The 20,668-nt window shown below is 54.3% G+C and carries 17 protein-coding genes; 6 read left to right on the forward strand and 11 right to left on the reverse strand.

Annotation, left to right across the window (positions count from 1 at the left end):
- Positions 1 to 34 precede the first annotated feature (34 nt).
- On the reverse strand, positions 35 to 1,663 hold the full coding sequence (gene pgi / locus HMPREF3277_RS11105) for a glucose-6-phosphate isomerase (protein WP_070871154.1): 1,629 nt from the start codon (positions 1,661 to 1,663) through the stop codon (positions 35 to 37).
- A 295-nt stretch (positions 1,664 to 1,958) separates the two neighbouring features.
- On the opposite strand from pgi, the gene HMPREF3277_RS11110 reads away from it, so the two are divergent.
- Both HMPREF3277_RS11110 and HMPREF3277_RS11115 read left to right on the forward strand, forming a co-directional pair.
- Positions 1,959 to 2,996, forward strand: coding sequence for a LacI family DNA-binding transcriptional regulator (locus tag HMPREF3277_RS11110; RefSeq protein ID WP_003756447.1), 1,038 nt, complete (start codon positions 1,959 to 1,961; stop codon positions 2,994 to 2,996).
- Between the two features lie 219 nt (positions 2,997 to 3,215).
- Complete coding sequence (locus HMPREF3277_RS11115) at positions 3,216 to 4,547, forward strand: MFS transporter (protein ID WP_070871155.1); 1,332 nt, start codon at positions 3,216 to 3,218, stop codon at positions 4,545 to 4,547.
- 1 nt (position 4,548) lies between these two features.
- Here HMPREF3277_RS11115 and HMPREF3277_RS14695 read toward each other — a convergent pair whose 3' ends face one another.
- Complete coding sequence (locus HMPREF3277_RS14695) at positions 4,549 to 4,782, reverse strand: hypothetical protein (protein WP_141765223.1); 234 nt, start codon at positions 4,780 to 4,782, stop codon at positions 4,549 to 4,551.
- An 11-nt stretch (positions 4,783 to 4,793) separates the two neighbouring features.
- Between HMPREF3277_RS14695 and dapD the strand changes: the two genes are divergently transcribed.
- Positions 4,794 to 5,615, forward strand: a complete 822-nt coding sequence (gene dapD / locus HMPREF3277_RS11120) for a 2,3,4,5-tetrahydropyridine-2,6-dicarboxylate N-succinyltransferase (protein WP_036491649.1) — start codon at positions 4,794 to 4,796, stop codon at positions 5,613 to 5,615.
- Positions 5,616 to 5,862: 247 nt separating this feature from the next.
- On the opposite strand, the gene asd is transcribed toward dapD, so the two are convergent.
- The 6 genes from asd to HMPREF3277_RS11150 form a co-directional block, all read right to left on the reverse strand.
- Positions 5,863 to 6,978: an aspartate-semialdehyde dehydrogenase gene (gene asd, locus HMPREF3277_RS11125; RefSeq protein ID WP_070871156.1), complete on the reverse strand. Its 1,116-nt coding sequence runs from the start codon at positions 6,976 to 6,978 to the stop codon at positions 5,863 to 5,865.
- A gap of 455 nt (positions 6,979 to 7,433) precedes the next feature.
- Positions 7,434 to 8,549, reverse strand: a complete 1,116-nt coding sequence (locus HMPREF3277_RS11130; protein ID WP_070871157.1) for a Csu type fimbrial protein — start codon at positions 8,547 to 8,549, stop codon at positions 7,434 to 7,436.
- Entirely contained in the window at positions 8,540 to 10,957 is a 2,418-nt protein-coding gene (locus HMPREF3277_RS11135) for a fimbria/pilus outer membrane usher protein (RefSeq protein ID WP_070871158.1), read from the reverse strand. The genes HMPREF3277_RS11130 and HMPREF3277_RS11135 overlap by 10 nt, the downstream gene beginning before the upstream one ends.
- Positions 10,958 to 10,994: 37 nt before the next feature.
- Positions 10,995 to 11,720: a fimbrial biogenesis chaperone gene (locus HMPREF3277_RS11140; protein ID WP_070602449.1), complete on the reverse strand. Its 726-nt coding sequence runs from the start codon at positions 11,718 to 11,720 to the stop codon at positions 10,995 to 10,997.
- A gap of 41 nt (positions 11,721 to 11,761) precedes the next feature.
- Positions 11,762 to 12,397: a spore coat protein U domain-containing protein gene (locus HMPREF3277_RS11145; protein WP_070602451.1), complete on the reverse strand. Its 636-nt coding sequence runs from the start codon at positions 12,395 to 12,397 to the stop codon at positions 11,762 to 11,764.
- 636 nt (positions 12,398 to 13,033) lie between these two features.
- Positions 13,034 to 14,098 carry a 2,3-butanediol dehydrogenase gene (locus tag HMPREF3277_RS11150; RefSeq protein WP_003768647.1) on the reverse strand — a complete coding sequence of 355 codons (1,065 nt, stop codon included), beginning with the start codon at positions 14,096 to 14,098 and terminating at the stop codon, positions 13,034 to 13,036.
- 536 nt (positions 14,099 to 14,634) lie between these two features.
- Between HMPREF3277_RS11150 and aroG the strand changes: the two genes are divergently transcribed.
- Together aroG and HMPREF3277_RS11160 are read left to right on the forward strand one after the other, a co-directional pair.
- Complete coding sequence (aroG, locus tag HMPREF3277_RS11155; protein ID WP_070871159.1) at positions 14,635 to 15,684, forward strand: 3-deoxy-7-phosphoheptulonate synthase AroG; 1,050 nt, start codon at positions 14,635 to 14,637, stop codon at positions 15,682 to 15,684.
- A 233-nt stretch (positions 15,685 to 15,917) separates the two neighbouring features.
- On the forward strand, positions 15,918 to 16,133 hold the full coding sequence (locus tag HMPREF3277_RS11160) for a glycine zipper 2TM domain-containing protein (RefSeq protein WP_003761681.1): 216 nt from the start codon (positions 15,918 to 15,920) through the stop codon (positions 16,131 to 16,133).
- 161 nt (positions 16,134 to 16,294) lie between these two features.
- Here HMPREF3277_RS11160 and HMPREF3277_RS11165 read toward each other — a convergent pair whose 3' ends face one another.
- From HMPREF3277_RS11165 to HMPREF3277_RS11175, 3 genes are all read right to left on the reverse strand, one after another.
- Positions 16,295 to 17,344 (reverse strand): metallophosphoesterase, encoded by a 1,050-nt coding sequence (locus tag HMPREF3277_RS11165; RefSeq protein ID WP_070871160.1) that lies wholly within the window; start codon positions 17,342 to 17,344, stop codon positions 16,295 to 16,297.
- Positions 17,345 to 17,384: 40 nt separating this feature from the next.
- A complete protein-coding gene (gene orn, locus HMPREF3277_RS11170) occupies positions 17,385 to 17,942 on the reverse strand; it encodes an oligoribonuclease (protein ID WP_003768643.1) in 558 nt (185 codons plus the stop codon).
- Between the two features lie 285 nt (positions 17,943 to 18,227).
- Positions 18,228 to 19,904: a formate--tetrahydrofolate ligase gene (locus tag HMPREF3277_RS11175; protein WP_070871161.1), complete on the reverse strand. Its 1,677-nt coding sequence runs from the start codon at positions 19,902 to 19,904 to the stop codon at positions 18,228 to 18,230.
- Positions 19,905 to 20,098: 194 nt separating this feature from the next.
- On the opposite strand from HMPREF3277_RS11175, the gene HMPREF3277_RS11180 reads away from it, so the two are divergent.
- Entirely contained in the window at positions 20,099 to 20,530 is a 432-nt protein-coding gene (locus HMPREF3277_RS11180; protein ID WP_003776540.1) for an EamA family transporter, read from the forward strand.
- Positions 20,531 to 20,668 lie beyond the last annotated feature (138 nt).

Here is a 20,668-nt window from a genome sequence, read left to right on the forward strand (position 1 = left end):
CAGGTTTTCAGACGACCTTTCATGTTTGGACTGCCTATCGGTTTTGGCTGGCGCGGTAGAAGGCGATGAGGCCGTTGGTGGAGCTGTCGTGCTGCGGGTTGCCGCGGTCGAGTTCGGGTTCGATGGTTTTGGCGAGTTCTTTGCCGTATTCGACGCCCCATTGGTCGAAGGGGTTGATGCCCCAAATCGCGCCTTGGACGAAGGTGCGGTGTTCGTATGCCGCCATGAGCATGCCGAGGCGGCGGGGGTCGGTGGCGCTGAGGAGGAGGCTGTTGCTCGGGCGGTTGCCGGGGAATTCTTTTTGCGGGGCGAGGCGTTCGCGTTCGGCTTCGGGCAGGTCGGCAAGTTCGGCGCGGGCTTCTTCGAGGGTTTTGCCTTTCATCAGGGCTTCTGCTTGGGCGAAGGCGTTGGCGACGGTGAAGCGGTGTTGGCGGTTAATGCCGTAGGCGGTGGTCATGGGGACGATGAAGTCGCAGGGGATGAGCCGTGTGCCTTGGTGGAGGAGTTGGAAATAGGCGTGCTGGCAGTTGACGCCTTCTTCGCCGAAGACGATGCCGCCGGTGGCGTGGGGGACGGGACGGCCGTCGGCGGTGCGGTTTTTGCCGAGGCTTTCCATGTCGAGCTGGTTGAGCCACGAGGGGAGGTGGCGCAGGTTGTGGCTGTATGGGACGGCGGTTTGTCCGTCGGCGTGCTGGAAGTTGTTGTACCAGATGCTGATGAGCGCCATGAGGACGGGGATGTTGCGGCGGTAGGGGGTTTGGAAGAAGTGGGTGTCCATGGCGTGCGCGCCGGCGAGGAGTTCGCGGAAGCGGTCTGTGCCGACGGCGACCATGACGGGCAGGCCGATGGTTGACCAGACGGAATAGCGTCCGCCGACCCAGTCGAACATGGCGAAGACGTTGTCGGGTGCGATGCCGAAGTTTCGGGCGGCGGCAACGTCGGAGGAGATGGCGCAGAAGTGGCGGTAGATGCCGGATTCGGGCAAACCTGCATCACGATACCAGGCGCGGGCGGCGTAGGCGTTGAGCAGGGTTTCGGGCGTGCGGAAGGATTTGCTGGCGATGCTGAATACGGTGGTTTCGGGCTTGAGGTGGGCGAGTGTGCGGCTGATGTCGGCGTCGTCTGAATTGCTGACGAAGTGGACGCGGATGTTTTGGCGGTAGGCTTTGAGGGCTTCTACGCACATTCTGGGGCCGAGGTCGGAGCCGCCTATGCCGATGTGGACGAAGTCGGTGATGGGTTTGTCGGTGATGCCCCTGTGGCTGCCGTTGTTGAGTGATTCGGCGAAGGCGAGGGCGCGGTCGAGTTCGCGGTGGATTTTGGGGAGGATGTTTTCGCCGTCAACGTAAACGGGCGCGGCGTCGGGCGGCAGGCGCAAGGCGGTATGGAGGACGGCGCGGTGTTCGCTGAGGTTGATTTTTTCGCCGTTTTGCATGGCGTGCATTTGTCCGGCTAGGGGCGAGGCTTCGGCAAGGCGGCACAAAAGTTGCAAAGTGTCTTCGCCGAGGCGGTTTTTGCTGTAATCGAAGAGGAGGCCGTCGAGGGTTTCGTGCATATTGCCGAAGCGGTCGGGTTCGGCGGCGAAGCGGTCGCGCAGGTGGATGTGTTGTGTGTCGAGCCGGTGTTGTTCAAGGGCTTGCCATGCTTCGGTAAATGCGGTCATCGGGTTTCCTTCGGAATTGGGTTCGCCCCGCTCATTCGGGGGATGTGATTCAGTTATAGATTGTCGTTGTGGTGATTGGTTCGATAGGGTGAATATTTATGTAGTCGTATGTAGTTTAACAAAGGGGCGCGGGTTTGGCGAATGCGGGGAGTCGGCTTGGTTAAGAATTGTATGCAATATGCAATTTATATGATTGATTTTTATCAAAGTTCTGTAAATTTTTCGGTATGACACCGATGTCAGGTGTGATATGCTTCGTAATCAAATGAAACAGGGATGAGGCGGGAGTCGTAAGATGGCTACAATTTATGATGTTGCTGCTTATGCGGGCGTCTCACCCAAAACGGTCAGCCGCGTCATCAACGGCGATGCGCCGGTCAGCGATAAAACCCGTGCAAAAGTCGAAACAGCGATTGCGGCTTTGGGTTATATCCCGTCTTCGGCGGCGCGGGTGATGCGGTCGAACCGTTCGGACTTGGTCGGACTGATTACCGGCGCCATCTCGCGCACGGGCGAATACGGCGGGGTACACGGTCTGCCGGATATGTTTTTAATCAAAGGCATCCAGCAGAAAATCCGCGAAGCGGGCAAAACGCTGATGATTGCGGATACGGACAACCGCTACGAGCAAATCGACCCTTTGGTCAGGACGTTTATGGAACACCGCGCGGAAGGCATTTTGTATGTAACCGAATCGCACCGCGAAATCGTCCTGCCCGAAATGCCCAACCGCTGCCCGATGGTTTTGGTCAACTGTTTCGACGCGGCGGGTACGCCGTCGGTTTTGCCGGACGACGAGCGCGGGCAATACGATTTGGTACGCAACATCATCCGTCACGGACACCGCCGTATCGCCTATATCACCTTGCAGGCGGGCGCAGAAGCGACGCGGCTGCGTTTAGCGGGCTACCGCCGCGCTTTGGACGAATCGGACATGGTGTTCGATCCTGATTTGGTGCAAACCGGCATCACCGACTTTGCCAACGACAGCGAACCTTTGATTGCGGCAGTATTGAAATTATTGTCGCTTGCCGACCCGCCGACGGTCATTTGCTGCGGCAACGACGAAATGGCGGTCCGCGTTTACGGCATTTTGAGGACGCGCGGCGTACGCGTTCCGGAGCAGGTATCGGTGGCAGGTTACGACAACCACAGCGCGATTGCCGAAACCCTGTTCCCGCCGCTGACCAGCACCGAGCTGCCCTATATGCGCATGGGCGCGCTGGCGGCGGAAATCCTGTTCGACATTATCGAGACCAAAGAAACCGCCCGTCCGCCCGTTCGGGTTGTCGGAGAAACGATTTGGCGGCAGTCGGTCACGGCATTGAAGTAAAACATCCTTTCAGACGACGTCTGCTTTATGAGGCTGACACAATACGACAATAAAAGGTCGTCTGAAAACACAAACAACACATCACGTTATCCATTTGCAACGTATCAATACGATACGCCCAAAAATAAAGAAAGCGGCTCAACCGCTTCGACTATGCAGTGTTTCCCGCAGTTTGTTGTTCCATGTTTTCTTCTTATACAGTCCAGGAGTCGCTTCAAAATGAAGATTTCCCCACAAGTATCCCTGACGCTTCGCCAGATTATGCTGATGAACTTCGGCTTCTTCGGCATTCAATACAGCTTCGGTTTGCAGCAAACCGCCATCAATCCGATTTTCAGTTTCTTACAAGCTGACCCTGCAAAACTGCCTTACCTCAATATGGCAGGACCGATTACCGGTTTGCTGGTGCAGCCCCTTATCGGTGCCATGAGCGACCGTACATGGATTCCCGGACTCGGCCGCCGCCGTCCGTATTTCCTGCTCGGCGCCATCGGTTGCAGCTTGTGTTTGTTCTTCTATCCGCACGTTACCGCATTGTGGGTTGCCGTATTGCTGCTGTGGCTCTTAGACATCAGCAACAATACCGCCATGGAGCCTTTCCGCGCCTTCATCGCCGATACCGTTCCCGAACGCCAGCAATCCACCGGCTTTTTGATGCAGTCCGTGTTTACCGGCTTGGGCATTACCCTTGCCAACATATCGCTCTATGCCTTCAAGAAAATCGACTGGTTGAACCAAACCTCCGAAGCGGGCATCCCCTACTGGGTATTCGGCTCGTTCTATATTGGCGCCGTCTGCTCCATCGGCTCTGTTTTAGTGACCGTATTGTCCACCCCCGAACATGAGCCGTCTCCTGAAGAGCTGGCGGCGATTAAAGCCCAATCCGGCGGTCCTGTTGAAGCCGTTAAAGAAATTTACCATGCTATTAAAGACATGCCGAAACCCTTGTGGCAGCTCGCTTCGGTTTATCTCTTCCAATGGTACGCACTCTTCATCTACTGGCAATACATCTCCCACAGTCTCGCCAAATCTATATGGAATGCTACCTCTGCCAACAAAGTCGCATATGAGGACGCAGTGGCATGGACCGGTGTGGTCAATGGTTTTTACAACGTCGTGACCTTTATTTCTGCCTTCGGATTGATGTGGATGGCGCGCAAATATGCCGCCAAATACGTCCACGCCTTTGCCGTTACCCTTGCCGCACTTGCCCTTTTGGCGATTCCGCATGTTACCGATAAAAACATGATGCTCGCCCCGATGATCGGCTTCGGTATCGGCTGGGCAAGTATGATGGGCGTGCCGTTTATGATTGTCGTGCATTCCATCCCGAAAGAGCGCTACGGCGTGTATATGGGCATCGTCAACATGATGATTGTGATTCCGATGCTGATCCAAACCCTTACCTTCAGTAAAATCTATGAGAACTTGCTCGGCGCCGACCCGGGACATGCCATGACTTTTGCCGGTGTCCTCCTTATCATCGCCGCCGTACTGACCCTGACCATCAAAACGTCAAACAAACCTTATGGCGTAGAATCGGCAGGCTGATTCAGGCATTTGCCAAAAGGTCGTCTGAAAACCCTTGTTTTAGGTTTTCAGACGACCTTTTTTGTTTGATTGTGCCGATTTGTTTTAAACGGGCGGGGACGGGTTTGTGGAAGCTCGGATTGGATAGGAATATCGCCGCATTCCCGCAAAAGCTGACGGCAAAGCGTTTACATGGCAAAATACCGCCTGTTTGCAGGTCATCCGAATTTTTCAGACGACCTTTTACCCTCTTCAAAAGGAATCCCCATGTCTTTGCAAAACATCATTGAAACCGCCTTTGAAAACCGTGCGGACATCACCCCGACCACCGTTACCCCCGAAGTCAAAGAAGCCGTGTTGGAAACCATCCGCCAACTCGATTCAGGCAAATTGCGCGTCGCCGAACGCTTGGGCGTGGGCGAATGGAAAGTCAACGAATGGGCGAAAAAAGCCGTCCTATTGTCCTTCCGCATCCAAGACAATGAAGTCCTCAACGACGGTGTGAACAAATACTTCGACAAAGTGCCGACCAAGTTTGCTGACTGGTCTGAAGACGAATTCCGCGCTGCCGGTTTCCGCGCCGTACCCGGTGCCGTTGCGCGCCGCGGCAGCTTTGTTGCCAAAAACGTCGTTTTGATGCCGTCTTATGTCAACATCGGCGCATACGTTGACGAAGGCGCGATGGTCGATACTTGGGCGACCGTTGGCTCTTGCGCCCAAATCGGTAAAAACGTCCACTTGAGCGGCGGCGTCGGCATCGGCGGCGTACTCGAACCCCTGCAAGCCAGCCCGACCATCATTGAAGACAACTGCTTCATCGGCGCGCGTTCCGAAATCGTCGAAGGCGTGATTGTCGAAGAAGGCAGTGTGATTTCCATGGGCGTGTTCATCGGACAATCCACCAAAATCTTCGACCGTACTACCGGCGAAATCTACCAAGGCCGCGTACCGGCAGGCTCGGTTGTCGTGTCCGGCAGCATGCCTTCCAAAGACGGCAGCCACAGCCTCTACTGCGCCGTCATCGTCAAACGCGTGGACGCGCAAACCCGCGCCAAAACCAGCGTCAACGAATTGCTGCGCGGTATTTAACCGGCGAACAGAAAAGGGGAGGTCGTCTGAAACAGCCCGAAACATAAACGGGCTTCAGGCAAACGGTTTCCCTGTTTGAATGGCAAGAGGTCGTCTGAAAAACCGGATTTCGGGTTTTCAGACGACCTTTTCATAGGGTGAATCGGTTAAAGTTAGAACGGCATCGCTCCGCCTTGTTGAATGCTGTTTTCTTTGCCATAAAAAAAGCAACGGATAAACCGTTGCTTTTTTGTTTGACCTGCGAATCTTACAAACTGCCCAACACGATGCGCAACACGCGGCGCAGGGGTTCGGCTGCGCCCCACAAGAGCTGGTCGCCGACGGTGAACGCGCTGATGTATTCGCCGCCCATGCCCAGTTTGCGGATACGTCCGACGGGGACGGACAGCGTGCCGGTAACTTTGGCGGGCGTCAGCTCGTGGATGCTGGCTTCTTTTTCGTTGGGGATGACTTTCACCCAGTCGTTCGCGCCTGCCAAAATCGCTTCGATTTCGGAAACGGGCAGGTCTTTTTTCAGCTTCAGGGTGATGGCTTGGCTGTGGCAGCGCATAGAGCCGATGCGGACGCACAAGCCGTCGATTACGGTCGGATTGTCGCTGCGGCCGAGGATTTTGTTGGTTTCTGCGCCGCCTTTCCATTCTTCTTTGGACTGGCCGTTGCCCAAATCCACGTCAATCCACGGAATCAGGCTGCCGGCGAGCGGTACGCCGAAGTTGGCTTTCGGATAGTCTTCGCTGCGCAGGAAATCGGACACTTTGCGGTCGATGTCGAGAATCGCGCTGGAAGGATCGGCAAGCTCGTCCGCCACTTGGGCGTGAATCGCGCCCATTCCGCTGATGAGTTCGCGCATGTTTTTCGCGCCCGCGCCGGATGCGGCTTGGTAGGTCATGCTGGTCGCCCATTCGACCAAATCGTTTTGGAACAGGCCGCCCAGCGCCATCAGCATCAGGGAAACGGTACAGTTGCCGCCGATGTAGTTTTTCACGCCGTTTTTGAGGCCGTTGTCGATGACGTTGCGGTTGACCGGGTCGAGGACGATAATTGCGTCGTCTTTCATGCGCAGGGAGGATGCCGCGTCAATCCAGTAGCCGTTCCAGCCGCTGTCGCGCAGGGGTTGGAACACGGATTTGGTGTAATCGCCGCCTTGGCAGGTTACGATGATGTCCATTTTCGCCAGTTCGGCAACGTTGTTCGCGTCCAATAATGTTTTAGCCGCCTGACCGAAATCAGGTGCCGCGCCGCCGACGTTGGATGTGGTGAAGAAGAACGCTTCGGGAATGTGGGCGAAGTCGTTTTCTTCTTTCATACGCTGCATCAAAACCGAACCGACCATGCCGCGCCAGCCGACGAAACCTACTTTCATGTTGAGCTCCTTAGGGGGAAATTGTTAACAAATTTCTGAATAGGGGAAAAGGAAGAGTTTTAAACCTGTTTGAGGTAAATGTAAAGTTTTTTATAGTGGATTAACTTTAAACCAGTACGGCGTTACCTCTCCTTAGCTCAAAGAGAACGATTCTCTAAGGTGCTGAAGCACCAAGTGAATCGGTTCCGTACTATCTGTACTGTCTACGGCTTCGTCGCCTTGTCCTGATTTATTAATCCACTATATGTTGTTTTGGGAGCGTATGGGGGAGGTCGTCTGAAAAAAGCGTTCCTGCCAAACCGGAATGTTCCGAAAGCAAACCTGACGATAAATCGCAGGCTTGCATTTAGGAAGGATTCAAGGTTTGGCAGGAACGCCGGCATCATTGAAAGCACAGTTCGAGCAAGCATTTTGATAACCGAAATGCCGCACTGTTTTTCAGACGACCTTTCGGATCAGTATCGGATATCGACGGTTACCTTATCCTTATATTCGCCCGGGGTGTAGTCGGTGTTTTTGACTTCTGCTGCAATGATGTGTGTCTGGCTACTGCCGTCGCCAGTAGATTTCAATACGCTGCCTGATCCCGAAGGGTTGTTGCCCCAGTAGTGTGCATACGTATTGGTCCCCTTTTTGAGGCGGTAGGGGATTTTGTCGGTATTGGCGGGATTAGTAGATTTCATCTCTCCTCCACCTTCCTGATTACCGTTGGAAGGAATCAGACCGATAGTGTAGGGCGTACCGTTGGTGCAGCGGACGGTGAGGTTGCCCGACTGCTTCAGGTTGGTACTGCCGGCGGTGTGTGTGCCGAAGTCGATGTCGTCGGCGGAGATGAATTCGCAGACGGGCGCAACATGAGCTTGGACGTAAAAGGGGAAACGTTGGGTGGTTAGGAATCCTCCGCAATCGACGGGGTCGGGAGCAGTATCATATGCAGCCCTCCAACTTAAGGCGGTGGAGCCATTGATAAAGTTCGAGAGATAAGAGTGCCCAGTGGTCGTGGGTATGATATTACTTTGTCCACTAACCAATCTTGCTTTAATAGTCATGCTTCCTGTGACAGTGTCTTTGGCTGGGATGCGCATGATATCTGTGCTGGCACTGCTGGGGGAGTTTGCCGTGTTATCCGTTCCCCAGTAAGTATTATCGGATTTAAGTAATAACAGTTGCAGCGTTTGGGAACGGTTTTGGGTATAAAACATCTTCCGTGGAGTGTATATGCTTGTTGATCCCTGACCCCCGTCAATATTAAAGCACAGGCGTACTTTTAAGGGTTGGGTAATGGTGTTGGAGCATGTGTAGTTAATGGTGGCTTGAATATCTTCCGGCTGGTTGTTGTTCAGAAGGTTGACGCCGTTGCCTTGACTTCCGAATACCAAGGCAGGATAGCCGTTGAAGGTTCCGTTTCCTTGTACTGAGGCAGTGCATTTCACAAATGGACCCGCTTCGCCGCTGTTTGCCCAAACCTGTCCTACGGACAGAGACAGCAGTCCGAATACGGCAGGCAATGTTATTTGTCGGAAAAGACGGTTTGCGGTTTTCAGACGACCTCTCTTTATATTTATCTGCATATGATGTCTCCCAGTTCCGGGATGGAATCCGGATTGTGTGTTTCAGGGTAGTCCGCTTCGAAGGTGCAAGTGCCGCCGTTTTCGGGGAGGGTGACGGTGAAGCGGTTTCTACCTTCTTTCATGTTTTCAATATATGTTTTGCCGTCGAAGCCGGTTACGGCTGCCGGTGTGCCGTCTTCGGCAGTAATGCTGCCGCCGTTCGGGAGTAATTGGTTTTGTGCGTCTTTCAGCGTCATGGTAGCGGCGCGGGTACGCTGGATTTTGAATTCGACGCGCATGCCAGAGCGTTCGGGCGGAGCGATTTCGGCGACGGTGTGTTCAAGCTGAACGTCCAACGGCAATTCGGCAATATCGACGCTGACGGTGTTTTTTTGGTAGGCGGAGAGGCTGGGGATCAGTGCCAGCCCTTTGCGGTTGGTTTTGCCTACGGGCATGCCGCCTGCGCGGATGGGGACGTCCGCCATATCGCCGGTGCTGACGACGGCGAAACTGTCGTTGACTTGGCGGGTGGCGAAGAGGCTGCCGCCCATGAGGACGAGGCCGCCCCTCCAGCCTGCGTTCCAGTTGCTGTTGCCGCTTTGGCTGTAAACGTTTGCCCAGCCGTCGCCGTAGGTGTTTTGATGGCGGATGTTGCCGTTGAAGGTATTGCTGCGGCTGCCGTTTGCGTTGTCGTTTTGCTGCCAGCCTATGCCCCAGCTGGTGCTGCCCATGCCGCTGCTGGTTTTGTTCAGGGTTGCCTGATAGCTGTTGTTTTGTTTGTTTCTGCTGATGCCTGCGGAGGTCGAATAGCCGTTGTCAAGGCTGACGGAGAGGCCTGCGTGGAAACTCAGTTCGCGCCTGTTGCGGAAGTTTTTATTGGCGCCGGCGTAGAGCGAGGTGCGGTTTTTGAAGCTGCGGCTCCAGCCGAATGAGCCTACGCCGTCGGCGGGGCTGCCTTCGGTGTGGGAATGGACGTAGGATAGGCTGAATGAGCCGAGTTTGTCGCTGCTCCAGCCTGCGGATGCGGAGGCGGATGTGGCGGGGTGGCGGGTGGCTTTGAAAAAGTCTGCGCCGTATGCAGTGTCGCCCAGTTCGGCAAATTGCCCGTTGGTACGGTTTGCGCCCGCGCTGAAGGAGAGCCTGTCCCATTGGGTGCTGAAAAATGCGCTGCTGCGCCGTCCTGTCTTGCCCGCAAAGCGGCTTTCGGCATAGGTAAGATTGAGTTGTCCGAGCGAACCTAATACGGTATCGGCGGCAATGCCCGCCTGACGGTAGCCGCGCGCGGCTTCGCCGTGGATTTGGGCGGTCAGGGTATTGCTGACACCGTAACGCAGCGTGCCGGAGGCGGCGGGGTCGGATTGGTATTTGGCGGAACGGATGCCGTAATCGCGGCGGACGTAGCCTGCTTCAAACGACCATTCGTTCAGCCCTTTTGCCAAAAGTCCGCTGCCGCCGTAAAGCGGCATATCGACGACGACGGTGCGCCCCAGTACGTCGGTGGCGACGACTTGGGCGTTGCTGCGGCCGCTGATGGACGGCGGCAGGATGAGTTCGTATTCGCCCGCTTCGATGTCGCGGCTCATTTGTTTGACGCCGTCGAGGTAGAGGTCGACCGTGCCGGGCAGGGTGCTTTTACCGAGGTAGGAACGCAGCGGGGCGGTTTGTTTCCACGGGCGGGTGTTGTAAGTGCGGGAGATTTTGATACCGCCGATGCGTGTGCCGCCCCATGAGCCGATTTGTCCGGTCAGGGTGTCGCCGACGGTCAGCGATATGCCTTGTTCGGGCCAGACGGTGCGCCAATAGGTATCCAGGCGGGCGGTATTGCTGCGGGAGCCGCTTTCTTTGTTGCGGCTACGGTTGGCAAATTGGGTGTGGTTCAGATAGCCCCAGGGCGTACTCAGGCGCATTTCGCCGAAAACACCCTGCGTGCCGCTGCCGGAGTTGTTGTATGAGACGTTGGTGTCGTAGTTCAGAACGGCGGCAAAGCCGGGTTTGGCGATGGCGTAGCGGTTTTCCTGCGGTGCGCCGATTCGGGCGGTTTTCAGGTCGGGCTGCCATTCGAGGGGGGCAGTGAGGTCAAGGGTTTGCGCGGCGGCATCGTATTTCGCCTGCAAGCCGGGGATGGCGGAGAGTTCGAACCATACGCCCGCGCCGGGTGCGGATGCGCCGTCCTGAATTTCAGGCACAACGCCGTTTTTGCCTGCTTCGGCAGCTTCTGTGTCGGGTAGGGCAATGCCGTAGGCGCGCAGGGATTCGGGACGCGCATACAGCACGCCGTTGCGCGACATGAAGGGTTCGATACCGTCGCGTATGCTGCCGTTGACTTTGACCTGCGGGTAAACAGTCAGCCATGCCTGCTCGTAGGTAGCAGGCGCCGCCTGCGTCAGGATGTCTTGAGCAGGAGAGGGCAGGGCGTAGAAACACAGCATCAGCGCGGCACTCAGCCGGGTGAGCCGTGTCCTTAGGTCATGGGGCGGCAAACCGTACCTCCGTTTGGATCGGCATACCGTTTACCGTGGCATTCAGACGACCTTGGTTCAGAGAGGCGGGGGAAACTTCCAATTCGCGTTTCCAAGTGTTGCCCGGCAGGACGTAGCCTGCCAAACCGTTTGCCAGCGTCAAGGCGTCTTTGGCAGAGGTCGTCTGAAAAGTAATATTGCTCAGTTGCGCATGGGCATTGCCCGTGTTTTCGGCAACCAAAACCGCTTTGCCGTTCGCGGCTTTTTCCGCGCGCCATTGCAGCTTCGGTTCGGCATTGTTTTGAACGTTGACAAACAGCGGCAGCGAATAGCGCATCACCAACTGAATGCCTTTTTGCGGTTTCGCATTGGGAGCGGGCAGCTCGTCCACAATCAGGCGGTAGGCTTCTTCAGTCTGTTTGTCGGACGGTTTGACGCGCATCACGCGGAACTGCTGCTGCGCACCCGCTTCCAGTTTGACCATGGGCGGGCTGGCAATGACGGCATCGGTGGGTTCGAGCACTTCACCGCCGTTTGCGTCCTGCGTCCAACGGAATACGCGCACTTGTGCCGTCAACGGCTCTGCGCCCTTGTTTCCCAAAGTAAAAATACCCGCCCGCTGTTTGGCGGGCAGGGAAAGCGATGTCGGACTGACTTGCAAGCCGGCGGCATGGCTTGGTAAAACCGCTGCCGCCGTCAGCATACCGACAAGTGTGCTGATTGCTTTTTGCATGAGGATTTTTTAGTTGTTTTGTTTTGAGGGAGTAAACCGGATTAGTAGGTCAGGGTTACTTTTACGCGGTCTTGGTAGGTGTCAGGGGTTTTGTTTGTCAACTCGCCCACTCCGACTTTGGCAAATACAGGCAGCATAATAGGGGTGGTTGTACCTTTGCCTACTAAAGACAAGGCGTTGGCGCCTTTACCCCATTTGTTTGAACTAATGTTATCACTAACTGCTTCAGTTTCTGTTCCTGGATTGTTGATAGTAGGTTTGAAGAGCTGGTATGCAATTTTATCTTGGTTGTTAGTTTTCAGACCGCTCATGGAACCAGTGCCGTCCGCATTGGTATTACTTGGTTCTAAAGCAACTTGGAATACGGTGTTTTTGCTGCAGCTGACTTGGATACCGTTTGCTGCTTTACCGACATTGTCTTTTTCTAGTTCGGCACTGTTGGTTTCTGCAAGGTGGGATGCAAAGTCAATGTCTGCACCGGAAGTTACATCCCCTTCGGCTGTAATTGCATCTGTTTTTCCGCTGGCAACAGTGAATGCTTCGCATGATCCAGTTACTGTCAGTTTGACATTGAAAAATTGGCTCGTGCCGCTAGGAACAACAGCAGCCATTGCAGTATTGCCCATCATCATGAGAGAAGCCAGGGCCAGAGAAGTTAAAGTAAAACGTGTTTTCATCGGATTTATCCTTGTATGTGAGTTTAGGTGTGTATTGACACAGTCTCCGTAATATTTCTGTGTAACTGATATACGGCAGGCTTTTTTGCCTGAACGGTATATATGACATTATTATGATTTGTGATTATTGTTGCAACTGTTATTGTTTGGCATTTTATAAGTTCCTGTGTTTTTTGTAAATTTTTGTATTATTTTTTGTTGTGTTTTTGCAAAGATTATCTTTTATTCGGTATTTAAATTGGATAAGAGGTCGTCTGAAAGCGTTTAAAAGAAGCTTTAGTTTCTTGAGGTTGGCTTTCAGACGACCTTTGCAGATGTTTGGGCAGTAGATTGGGTAGTGTTTGGAAATATAGTGGATTAAATTTAAATCAGGACAAGGCGCCGAAGCCGCAGACAGTACAGATAGTACGGCACCGATTCACTTGGTGCTTCAGCACCTTAGAGAATCGTTTTCTTTGAGCTAAGGCGAGGTAACGCCGTACTGATTTAAATTTAATCCACTATAACTGATGGGCAATAGCCCGACGGATATTGTGGATGATGGGGTGAATTGTCTTTGCAGATAAAAAGGTCGTCTGAAAATCTCGGTTTGAGGTTTTCAGACGACCTTTGTGTTTCTATCAATCCGTCAGGCGTTTACAGGTTGGGATTGACGATGATTTTGACGGCGGATTCGTTGTTGTGAATCAGACGCTCGAAGCCTTCGGAAACCAGCTCGTCCAGCTTGATGCGCTGGGTGATGAAAGGTTCGAGGTTGATTTTGCCTTCTTCCACCAGTTTGATGGTTTCGGCGTGGTCGTTGCAGTAGGCGATGGTGCCGCGCACGTCCAGCTCTTTCATCACGACGCTGTGGACGTTGATGGTGGCAGGGTGGCTCCAAATGGATACGATGACGACCTTCGCGGTCGGACGGCAGGCTTCGACCATGGTGTCCAGCACTTTATTGACGCTGGTGCATTCGAATGCGACGTCCACGCCTTCGCCGTTGGTCAGTTTTTTCACTTCTTCGACGACGTCGACTTCGGACGGGTCAAGGATGTAGTCGGCAACGCCGGATTCGCGGGCTTTGTCTTTGCGCGCCTTGCTCAATTCGGTGATGATGACTTTGATGCCTTTGGCTTTCAACACGGCGGCAAGCAGCAAACCGATCGGACCTGCGCCGCCGACCAATGCGACGTCGCCTGCTTTCGCGCCACTGCGGACATAAGCGTGATGACCGACGGACAGGGGCTCAATCAAAGCGGCTTGGTCTAACGGGATTTTGTCGGAAATCGGATGCACCCAGCGGCGTTTGACGGCGATTTTTTCGGCAAGACCGCCACCGCAGCCGCCCAAACCGATGAAGTTCATGTCTTTGGAGAGGTGGTAGTTGCTGCCTTCGCCGGTCGGTACGTCGTCGCGGATGATGTAGGGTTCGACCACGACGTGTTGTCCGACTTTGAGGTCATCCACGCCTTCGCCGACGGCATAAACCACGCCGGAGAACTCGTGTCCCATCGTTACGGGCGCGGACTCGCCGGAAATCGGGTGCGGATGGCCGCAGGGCGGGATGAAAATCGGACCTTCCATAAATTCGTGCAGGTCGGTACCGCAGATGCCGCACCAGGCGACGTTGATGCCGACGGTGCCGGGGGCGACGGTCGGTTCTGGGATGTCTTCGATGCGGATGTCGCCTTTATCGTAAAAACGTGCTGCTTTCATTGTAACGCTCCTTGTTTTGAGGTTGAAAAGAAAGGTCGTCTGAAAGGTAGGACGGCTTTTCAGTAAGGGCGGGAAGGATGTGTGGGATGTGTGACGAGTATATGGTTATTTTAATGATGCGGCAGGGCGGGTTGTGTAGGATAAGCAACACAGGCTGCGCGATATTGCTTTGATATTTTGTTATTTTACTACATTTCGATGTGAATGATATGTCGGCTTGCGTAAAAACGAAGCAGGGCTTGTCCGCGGTCAAGTTTTGGATGGAAGGGGCTTGAGGTATTCGTCAAAAAGATGCTGTCGGAAGACGGGAGGATTATTAGGGAAGGATGGAAATTGTTGACAACGCAGGTATTGCTTATTGAATTAATCAAAATTTTATTGCGAAAAAATTTGAATTTTAGAAATTTAAATATATAAAAACAGAAAAAATTTGATTTTTTGAAATAAAATTGCCGTAAGATGGCTAAAAGGCTTGTTTAAAACAGGTAAAGAAGGTAATCTATGCCTTAATTTATCTGAATTTGAAAGCAATAACAATGACCCAACAATACCCTACCGACGACATTAAGATTAGAGAAGTCAAAGAGCTGCTGCCGCCGATTGCCCATTTATACGAGCTGCCGATTTCCGAGGAAGCGGCGGGGCTGGTACACCGCACGCGGCATGAAATCGCCGATTTGGTTCACGGCAAGGACAACCGCCTGCTGGTGATTATCGGTCCGTGTTCCATCCATGACCCCAAAGCCGCATTGGAATACGCCGAACGTTTGCTGGTGTTGCGCAAGAAATATGAAAAAGAATTGCTGATTGTGATGCGCGTGTATTTTGAAAAACCGCGTACAACGGTGGGTTGGAAAGGTCTGATTAACGACCCGCACTTGGACGGCACGTTCGACATCAACTACGGCCTGCGTCAGGCACGCAGCTTGCTGCTGACGCTGAACAATATGGGCATGCCCGCTTCGACGGAGTTCCTCGACATGATTACGCCGCAATATTACGCGGACTTGATTTCTTGGGGCGCGATTGGTGCGCGGACGACGGAGAGCCAAGTACACCGCGAACTCGCCAGCGGCCTGTCTTGTCCGGTCGGTTTCAAAAACGGTACGGACGGCAATTTGAAAATCGCCATCGACGCGATTGGCGCGGCAAGTCATCCGCATCACTTCCTGTCTGTAACCAAAGCGGGGCATTCCGCCATTGTGCATACCGGCGGCAATCCCGACTGCCACGTTATCCTGCGCGGCGGTAAAGAGCCGAATTACAGCACCGAACACGTCAAATCGGCGGCGGAGCAATTGATAAAAGCCGGCTTGTCGCCCAAGCTGATGGTCGATTGCAGCCACGCAAACAGCCGTAAAGATTACAGACGGCAGATGGAAGTTGCCCAAGACGTCGCCACGCAACTGGAAAACGGCGAAGACAATATTATGGGCGTGATGGTGGAAAGCCATTTGGTCGAAGGCAGACAGGACAAGCCCGAGGTTTACGGGCAAAGCATTACCGATGCCTGCATCGGCTGGGATACCACCGAAGAAATGCTCGCGCTTTTGGCTGCAGCAAACCGTAAACGGGTCGCGCCTTAAATCGGTTTGTGTGGCGAAAAAGAGGTCGTCTGAAAAGTCTGTGTGTGGGTAAAAACAGACAGTTTCAGACGACCTTTTATTTAATTTGTCTGATTTATCGGATTATGGTTTTTTCTAACTGTCCGCCTGTTAAGTTATCCTAGTTTAAAATGACTTTACTTATTGGAATAAATATTAATGACTTGGTGTGACATACTTTCGTCACTGAGTTAACCCACAACGGAGAACACACCATGAGCAAGTCTTTCTTGACTAAAACTTTGACCTTGATCGCCATTGCTACTTCTCTGAGTGCATGTGCGGGCATGACCCAAACACAACGCAATACTGCTACTGGCGCGGTATTGGGCGGTGTAGCGGGTAACTTGATCGGTGGCGATACCGGCTCTACTTTGGGCGGCGCTGCATTAGGCGGCGTCATCGGCAGCCAAGTCCACAGACATCGTTAATTTTTAAAACGATAAAAGCCGGTCGGGCCTTAAATGGGTTCGACCGGCTTTTTTTATTGGGCGTGATTGAATCAGAAAAATGTTTGCGCAAGGTTGGGGAGAGTTCAAAATTATGGATTGCTTTTCTGTGGGTTGGGCGAGTATGCCCGTTTGTTGTCAGGCTAACGCGTCGCCGCGCATTCGCCGTTTTCAAACACCAACACCTTCTCCGGCCAGCGCAATGCCGCCAGCCTGAACTGTTCGGGACGGTATTTTTGCGGGAATTTCCTTGCCCGCCAGCTTGCGCCAATCGAGAAATCGACGCAGAACACGTTGCGCCGCGCGCCGTGCCAGACATCCGGCTGTGGCGGCAGCAACAGCCGTTCGGCGGCAACGGTAGCGGGAGACGGCTGCCAACTGCGCCAATAATGGCCGATAACGACGGGCGTATCGTCGCGGTAGTCGTCCCACCACGCGCAACGGGTCGTACCGCGCCAGCGTCCGCCGGCGTAAAACGGCTTGTCCGCCAAACGCTCCACGCCGCTGGTGAGGGCGCGTATCGGATGCAGGCGGCTGCGTTCGAGTTCGTATCGCGCGGTAGCAGGCATGGGCGGCGGCGCATGGTCGGGATTTTCCGCCTGCGGGGCGTAATGCGCCTGTTCGTAGAGGTAGTCGGGATACCAAGAGGCCGTCTGAAGGCGGTGTTTCAACTCGGCATCGAAGCGGCGGTATTGTGCGGTCAGGCTTTCGCCCTTTGCTTCTTCGAGGCGTTCGATTTGCGGCGGCAGCCAGGCGGCGTGGACGATGCGCAGGTCTTCGCGCTCCAGCAGCAAGGGCTGTTCGGCCAGCCATGCGCGCAATTCGTTTTTTTCTTTCTCTTCCACGCAATGCCACGGCGCGTAATGGGCGTCTTTTTCGGCGCGGACATCGAAAAACCAGCCGGAGCCGTCTTTCGGGTCGTCGGCAAGGATGTTCAATTCGTGGTTGCCCAAAACCATCCACGCCCATCCGTGTTTGTAAGCCTGTTTGAACCACGCCAGCATCGCGGGGCTGTCGGGGCCGCGGTCGCACAAATCGCCGACGAACACCAGCCGCCGCTCGCGCGGATGGAAACCGTCGTCGCGGTAGCCGAGCCGGTGCAGCAGCGATTGAAAGGCGGCAAATTCGCCGTGAACGTCGCCGACGATGTCCAGCGGCGTGTCGGGCAGTGATTGGCGGTATTGATAGGACATGATGGTGGGAGGTCGTCTGAAAAGTGTTCCGATGGTGTTTTCAGACGGCTTCAGGCAGTTTCAAGAAGTTTTCGCGGTAGTAACGCATTTCCTCGATGCTTTCGAGAATATCGTCCAAAGCCTGATGCGAGCCGCGTTTCACCACGCCTTTGGCAACGGGCGGATTCCAACGTTTGGCGAGTTCTTTCAGGGTGGACACGTCCAGATTGCGGTAGTGGAAATACGCTTCGAGGCGCGGCATGTATTTGACCATGAAGCGGCGGTCTTGATGGATGGAATTGCCGCACATCGGCGTGGCTTTTTCGGGAATCCATTGCGCGATAAAGTCCAGCAGTTTTTGCTCCACTTCAGCTTCGGTCAGCCGCGATTCGCGCACGCGCTGCGTCAGCCCCGTGCGGCCGTGGGTGGCGGTATTCCATGCGTCCATGCCGTCGAGCAGTTCGTCGCTTTGGTGGACGACATAAACTTCGGACTGCGCCAAGACGTTCAAATCGGAGTCGGTGATAATCATGGCAACTTCAATAATGCGTTCGCGTTCGGGGTCAAGCCCGGTCATTTCCATATCGAGCCAGCAGAGGTTGCTTGCGTTTTGAGTCATTTCAGACGACCTTTCGTCGGTTTAAAAACAATGGGCGGTATTATAGTGGATTAACTTCAAATCAGGATAAGGCAAAGCGATCGCGTAAATAAAGGGTCGTCTAAAAACCAATGCGGCGGGTTTGCTCCAGCTTTTCAGACGACTATTCATCAGGGGAGGATTCGTGGGTAAAGCTCATGCTACGGGTTGTCGCGGTTGAGTTTAAACCGTTTCAAATAATATAAGGTCGTCTGAAACCCGTTTTCAGACGACCTCTTTGCCGTTTTATTTCACTGCCGATTCAAATCAGAACAAGCCGTGGATCACGCCGTCTGCGTCCACGTCGATTTTCTCGGCGGCGGGGACTTTGGGCAGGCCGGGCATTTTCATCATGTTGCCGCACAGGGCGACGATGAAGCCTGCGCCGGCGGAAACGGTGATGCCGCGCACGGTGATGCGGAAGCCTTCGGGGCAGCCCAAGAGTTTGGCGTTGTCGCTGAGGGAATATTGGGTTTTCGCCATGCAGACGGGCATTTTGTCCAAGTCCAGTTTTTCCAGCGAGGCGATTTCGGCGGCGGCTTCCGCGCTGAAATCGACGTCTTCCGCGCCGTACACTTTTTGGGCGATGGCGCGGATTTTGTCTTTGATGCTCAACTCGACATCGTAGGCGAAGCTGAAGTTATTGGGTTGGTTGTCGATGGCGTTGACGACTTTGCGCGCCAAATCCGCGCCGCCCGCGCCGCCTTTGCCCCACACTTCGGTCAGGGAAACTTCGACGCCGTGTTCGGCGCAGGCTTTTTCAATCATTGCCAACTCGGCATCGGAGTCGGACACGAAGCGGTTGATGGCGACGACGACGGGCAGGCCGAATACGTTTTTCAGGTTGGAAATGTGTTTCAGCAGGTTGGGCAAACCTTTTGCCAGGGCTTCGAGATTTTCTTCGCCGAGGTTGGCACGTTCTACGCCGCCGTTGTATTTCAAGGCGCGGACGGTGGCGACGACGACGGCTGCGTCGGGTTTCAAACCGGCCAGACGGCATTTGATGTCGCAGAATTTTTCCGCGCCCAAATCCGCGCCGAAGCCTGCTTCGGTAACGGCATAGTCGGCAAGGTGTTTCGCCAGTCGGGTGGCGGTAACGGAATTGCAGCCGTGGGCGATGTTGGCGAACGGGCCGCCGTGTACGAAAGCGGGCGTGCCTTCGATGGTTTGTACCAAATTGGGCTTGATGGCGTCTTTGAGCAATGCCGCCATCGCGCCGTGGGCTTTCAAATCTTTGGCGTAAACGGGGCTGCCGTCTTTGGCGTAGGCGACGAGGATGTTGCCCAAACGCTCTTTCAAATCGCTGATGTCTTTGGCAAGGCAGAATACCGCCATGACTTCGGAGGCGACGGTGATGTCGAAGCCGTCGGGACGAATCACGCCGTCAACGGGTTTGCCCATGCCGTCGATGATGTTGCGCAACTGGCGGTCGTTCATATCGACCACGCGCCGCCACAGCACGCGTTTGGGGTCGATGTTCAACTCGTTGCCTTGGTAGATGTGGTTGTCGAGCATGGCGGCCAAGAGGTTATTCGCCGCGCCGATGGCGTGGAAGTCGCCGGTGAAGTGCAGGTTGATGTCTTCCATCGGCAAAACTTGGGCATAGCCGCCGCCCGCCGCGCCGCCTTTGACGCCGAACACAGGCCCCAAAGAAGGTTCGCGCAGGGCGATAACAGAATCTTTGCCGATGTGGCGCAACGCGTCCGCCAAACCGATGGTCACGGTGGTTTTGCCTTCGCCCGCCGGAGTCGGGTTAATGGCGGTAACCAAAATCAGACGGCCTTGTTTTTGCGGCAGTTTGAACGCTTCGGCAGGGTTGATCTTGGCTTTGTAATGGCCGTAGGGTTCGATATTGTCCACGTTCAAACCCAGCTTGGCGGCAATTTCGCCAATCGGACGCATGGTGGAAGATTGGGCGATTTCGGCATCGGTTTTGAAGCTCATGATTTTCCTTTACTGAATGGAGAAAAAGAGAGGAGGGTCGTCTGAAAGCCCATCGGAAAGACAAACGCTGATGGATTCAAAAGAATATTAGGCATATTATAGCGTTATCTGAGAATGAATCGCAGTGAAAAATTCGATAATTCAATAAGAATGCGGTTCATATTGTTGACAATCCACAAGAGAAACGGACAAACATGGGCAGCAACGCATGGCTTTTCTGGGCATTGGCATCCGCAGGCTTCGCCTCGCTGACGGCGATTTTCGCCAAAATGGGTTTGCAGGGCATCGATTCGGATTTCGCCACCTTCATCCGTACGCTGGTCATCCTCGCCGCGCTGGTCTTGTTCCTGACCTATACCGGCAAATGGCAGGGCGTGAACGGGTTCACCGGAAGAAACTGGACATTCCTGATTCTCTCCGGACTCGCCACCGGCGCATCCTGGCTCGCCTACTTCAAAGCCCTGCAACTGGGCAACGCCTCGCAAGTCGCCCCCGTCGATAAATTCAGCCTGGTTTTGGTCGCGCTGATGGCGGTGGTCTTCTTGGACGAACGCCCCAGCACGCAGGAATGGGTAGGCTTGGGACTGGTTACGGCGGGGGTGTTGACGCTGGCTTTGAAACGGTAGGGCTGAATGATTTTTCAGACGACCTTCTACGCCAAGAGGTCGTCTGAAAATATTGTGCTGCAAATAGGGCTGAAGGCTTGCCGTCATTTGCAGCGATGGTTTTGTGTATAGTGGATTAAATTTAAACCAGTACGGCGT

The organism is Neisseria sp. HMSC70E02 (assembly GCF_001838645.1).
In the GTDB taxonomy this organism is placed as follows: Bacteria; Pseudomonadota; Gammaproteobacteria; order Burkholderiales; family Neisseriaceae; genus Neisseria; species Neisseria macacae.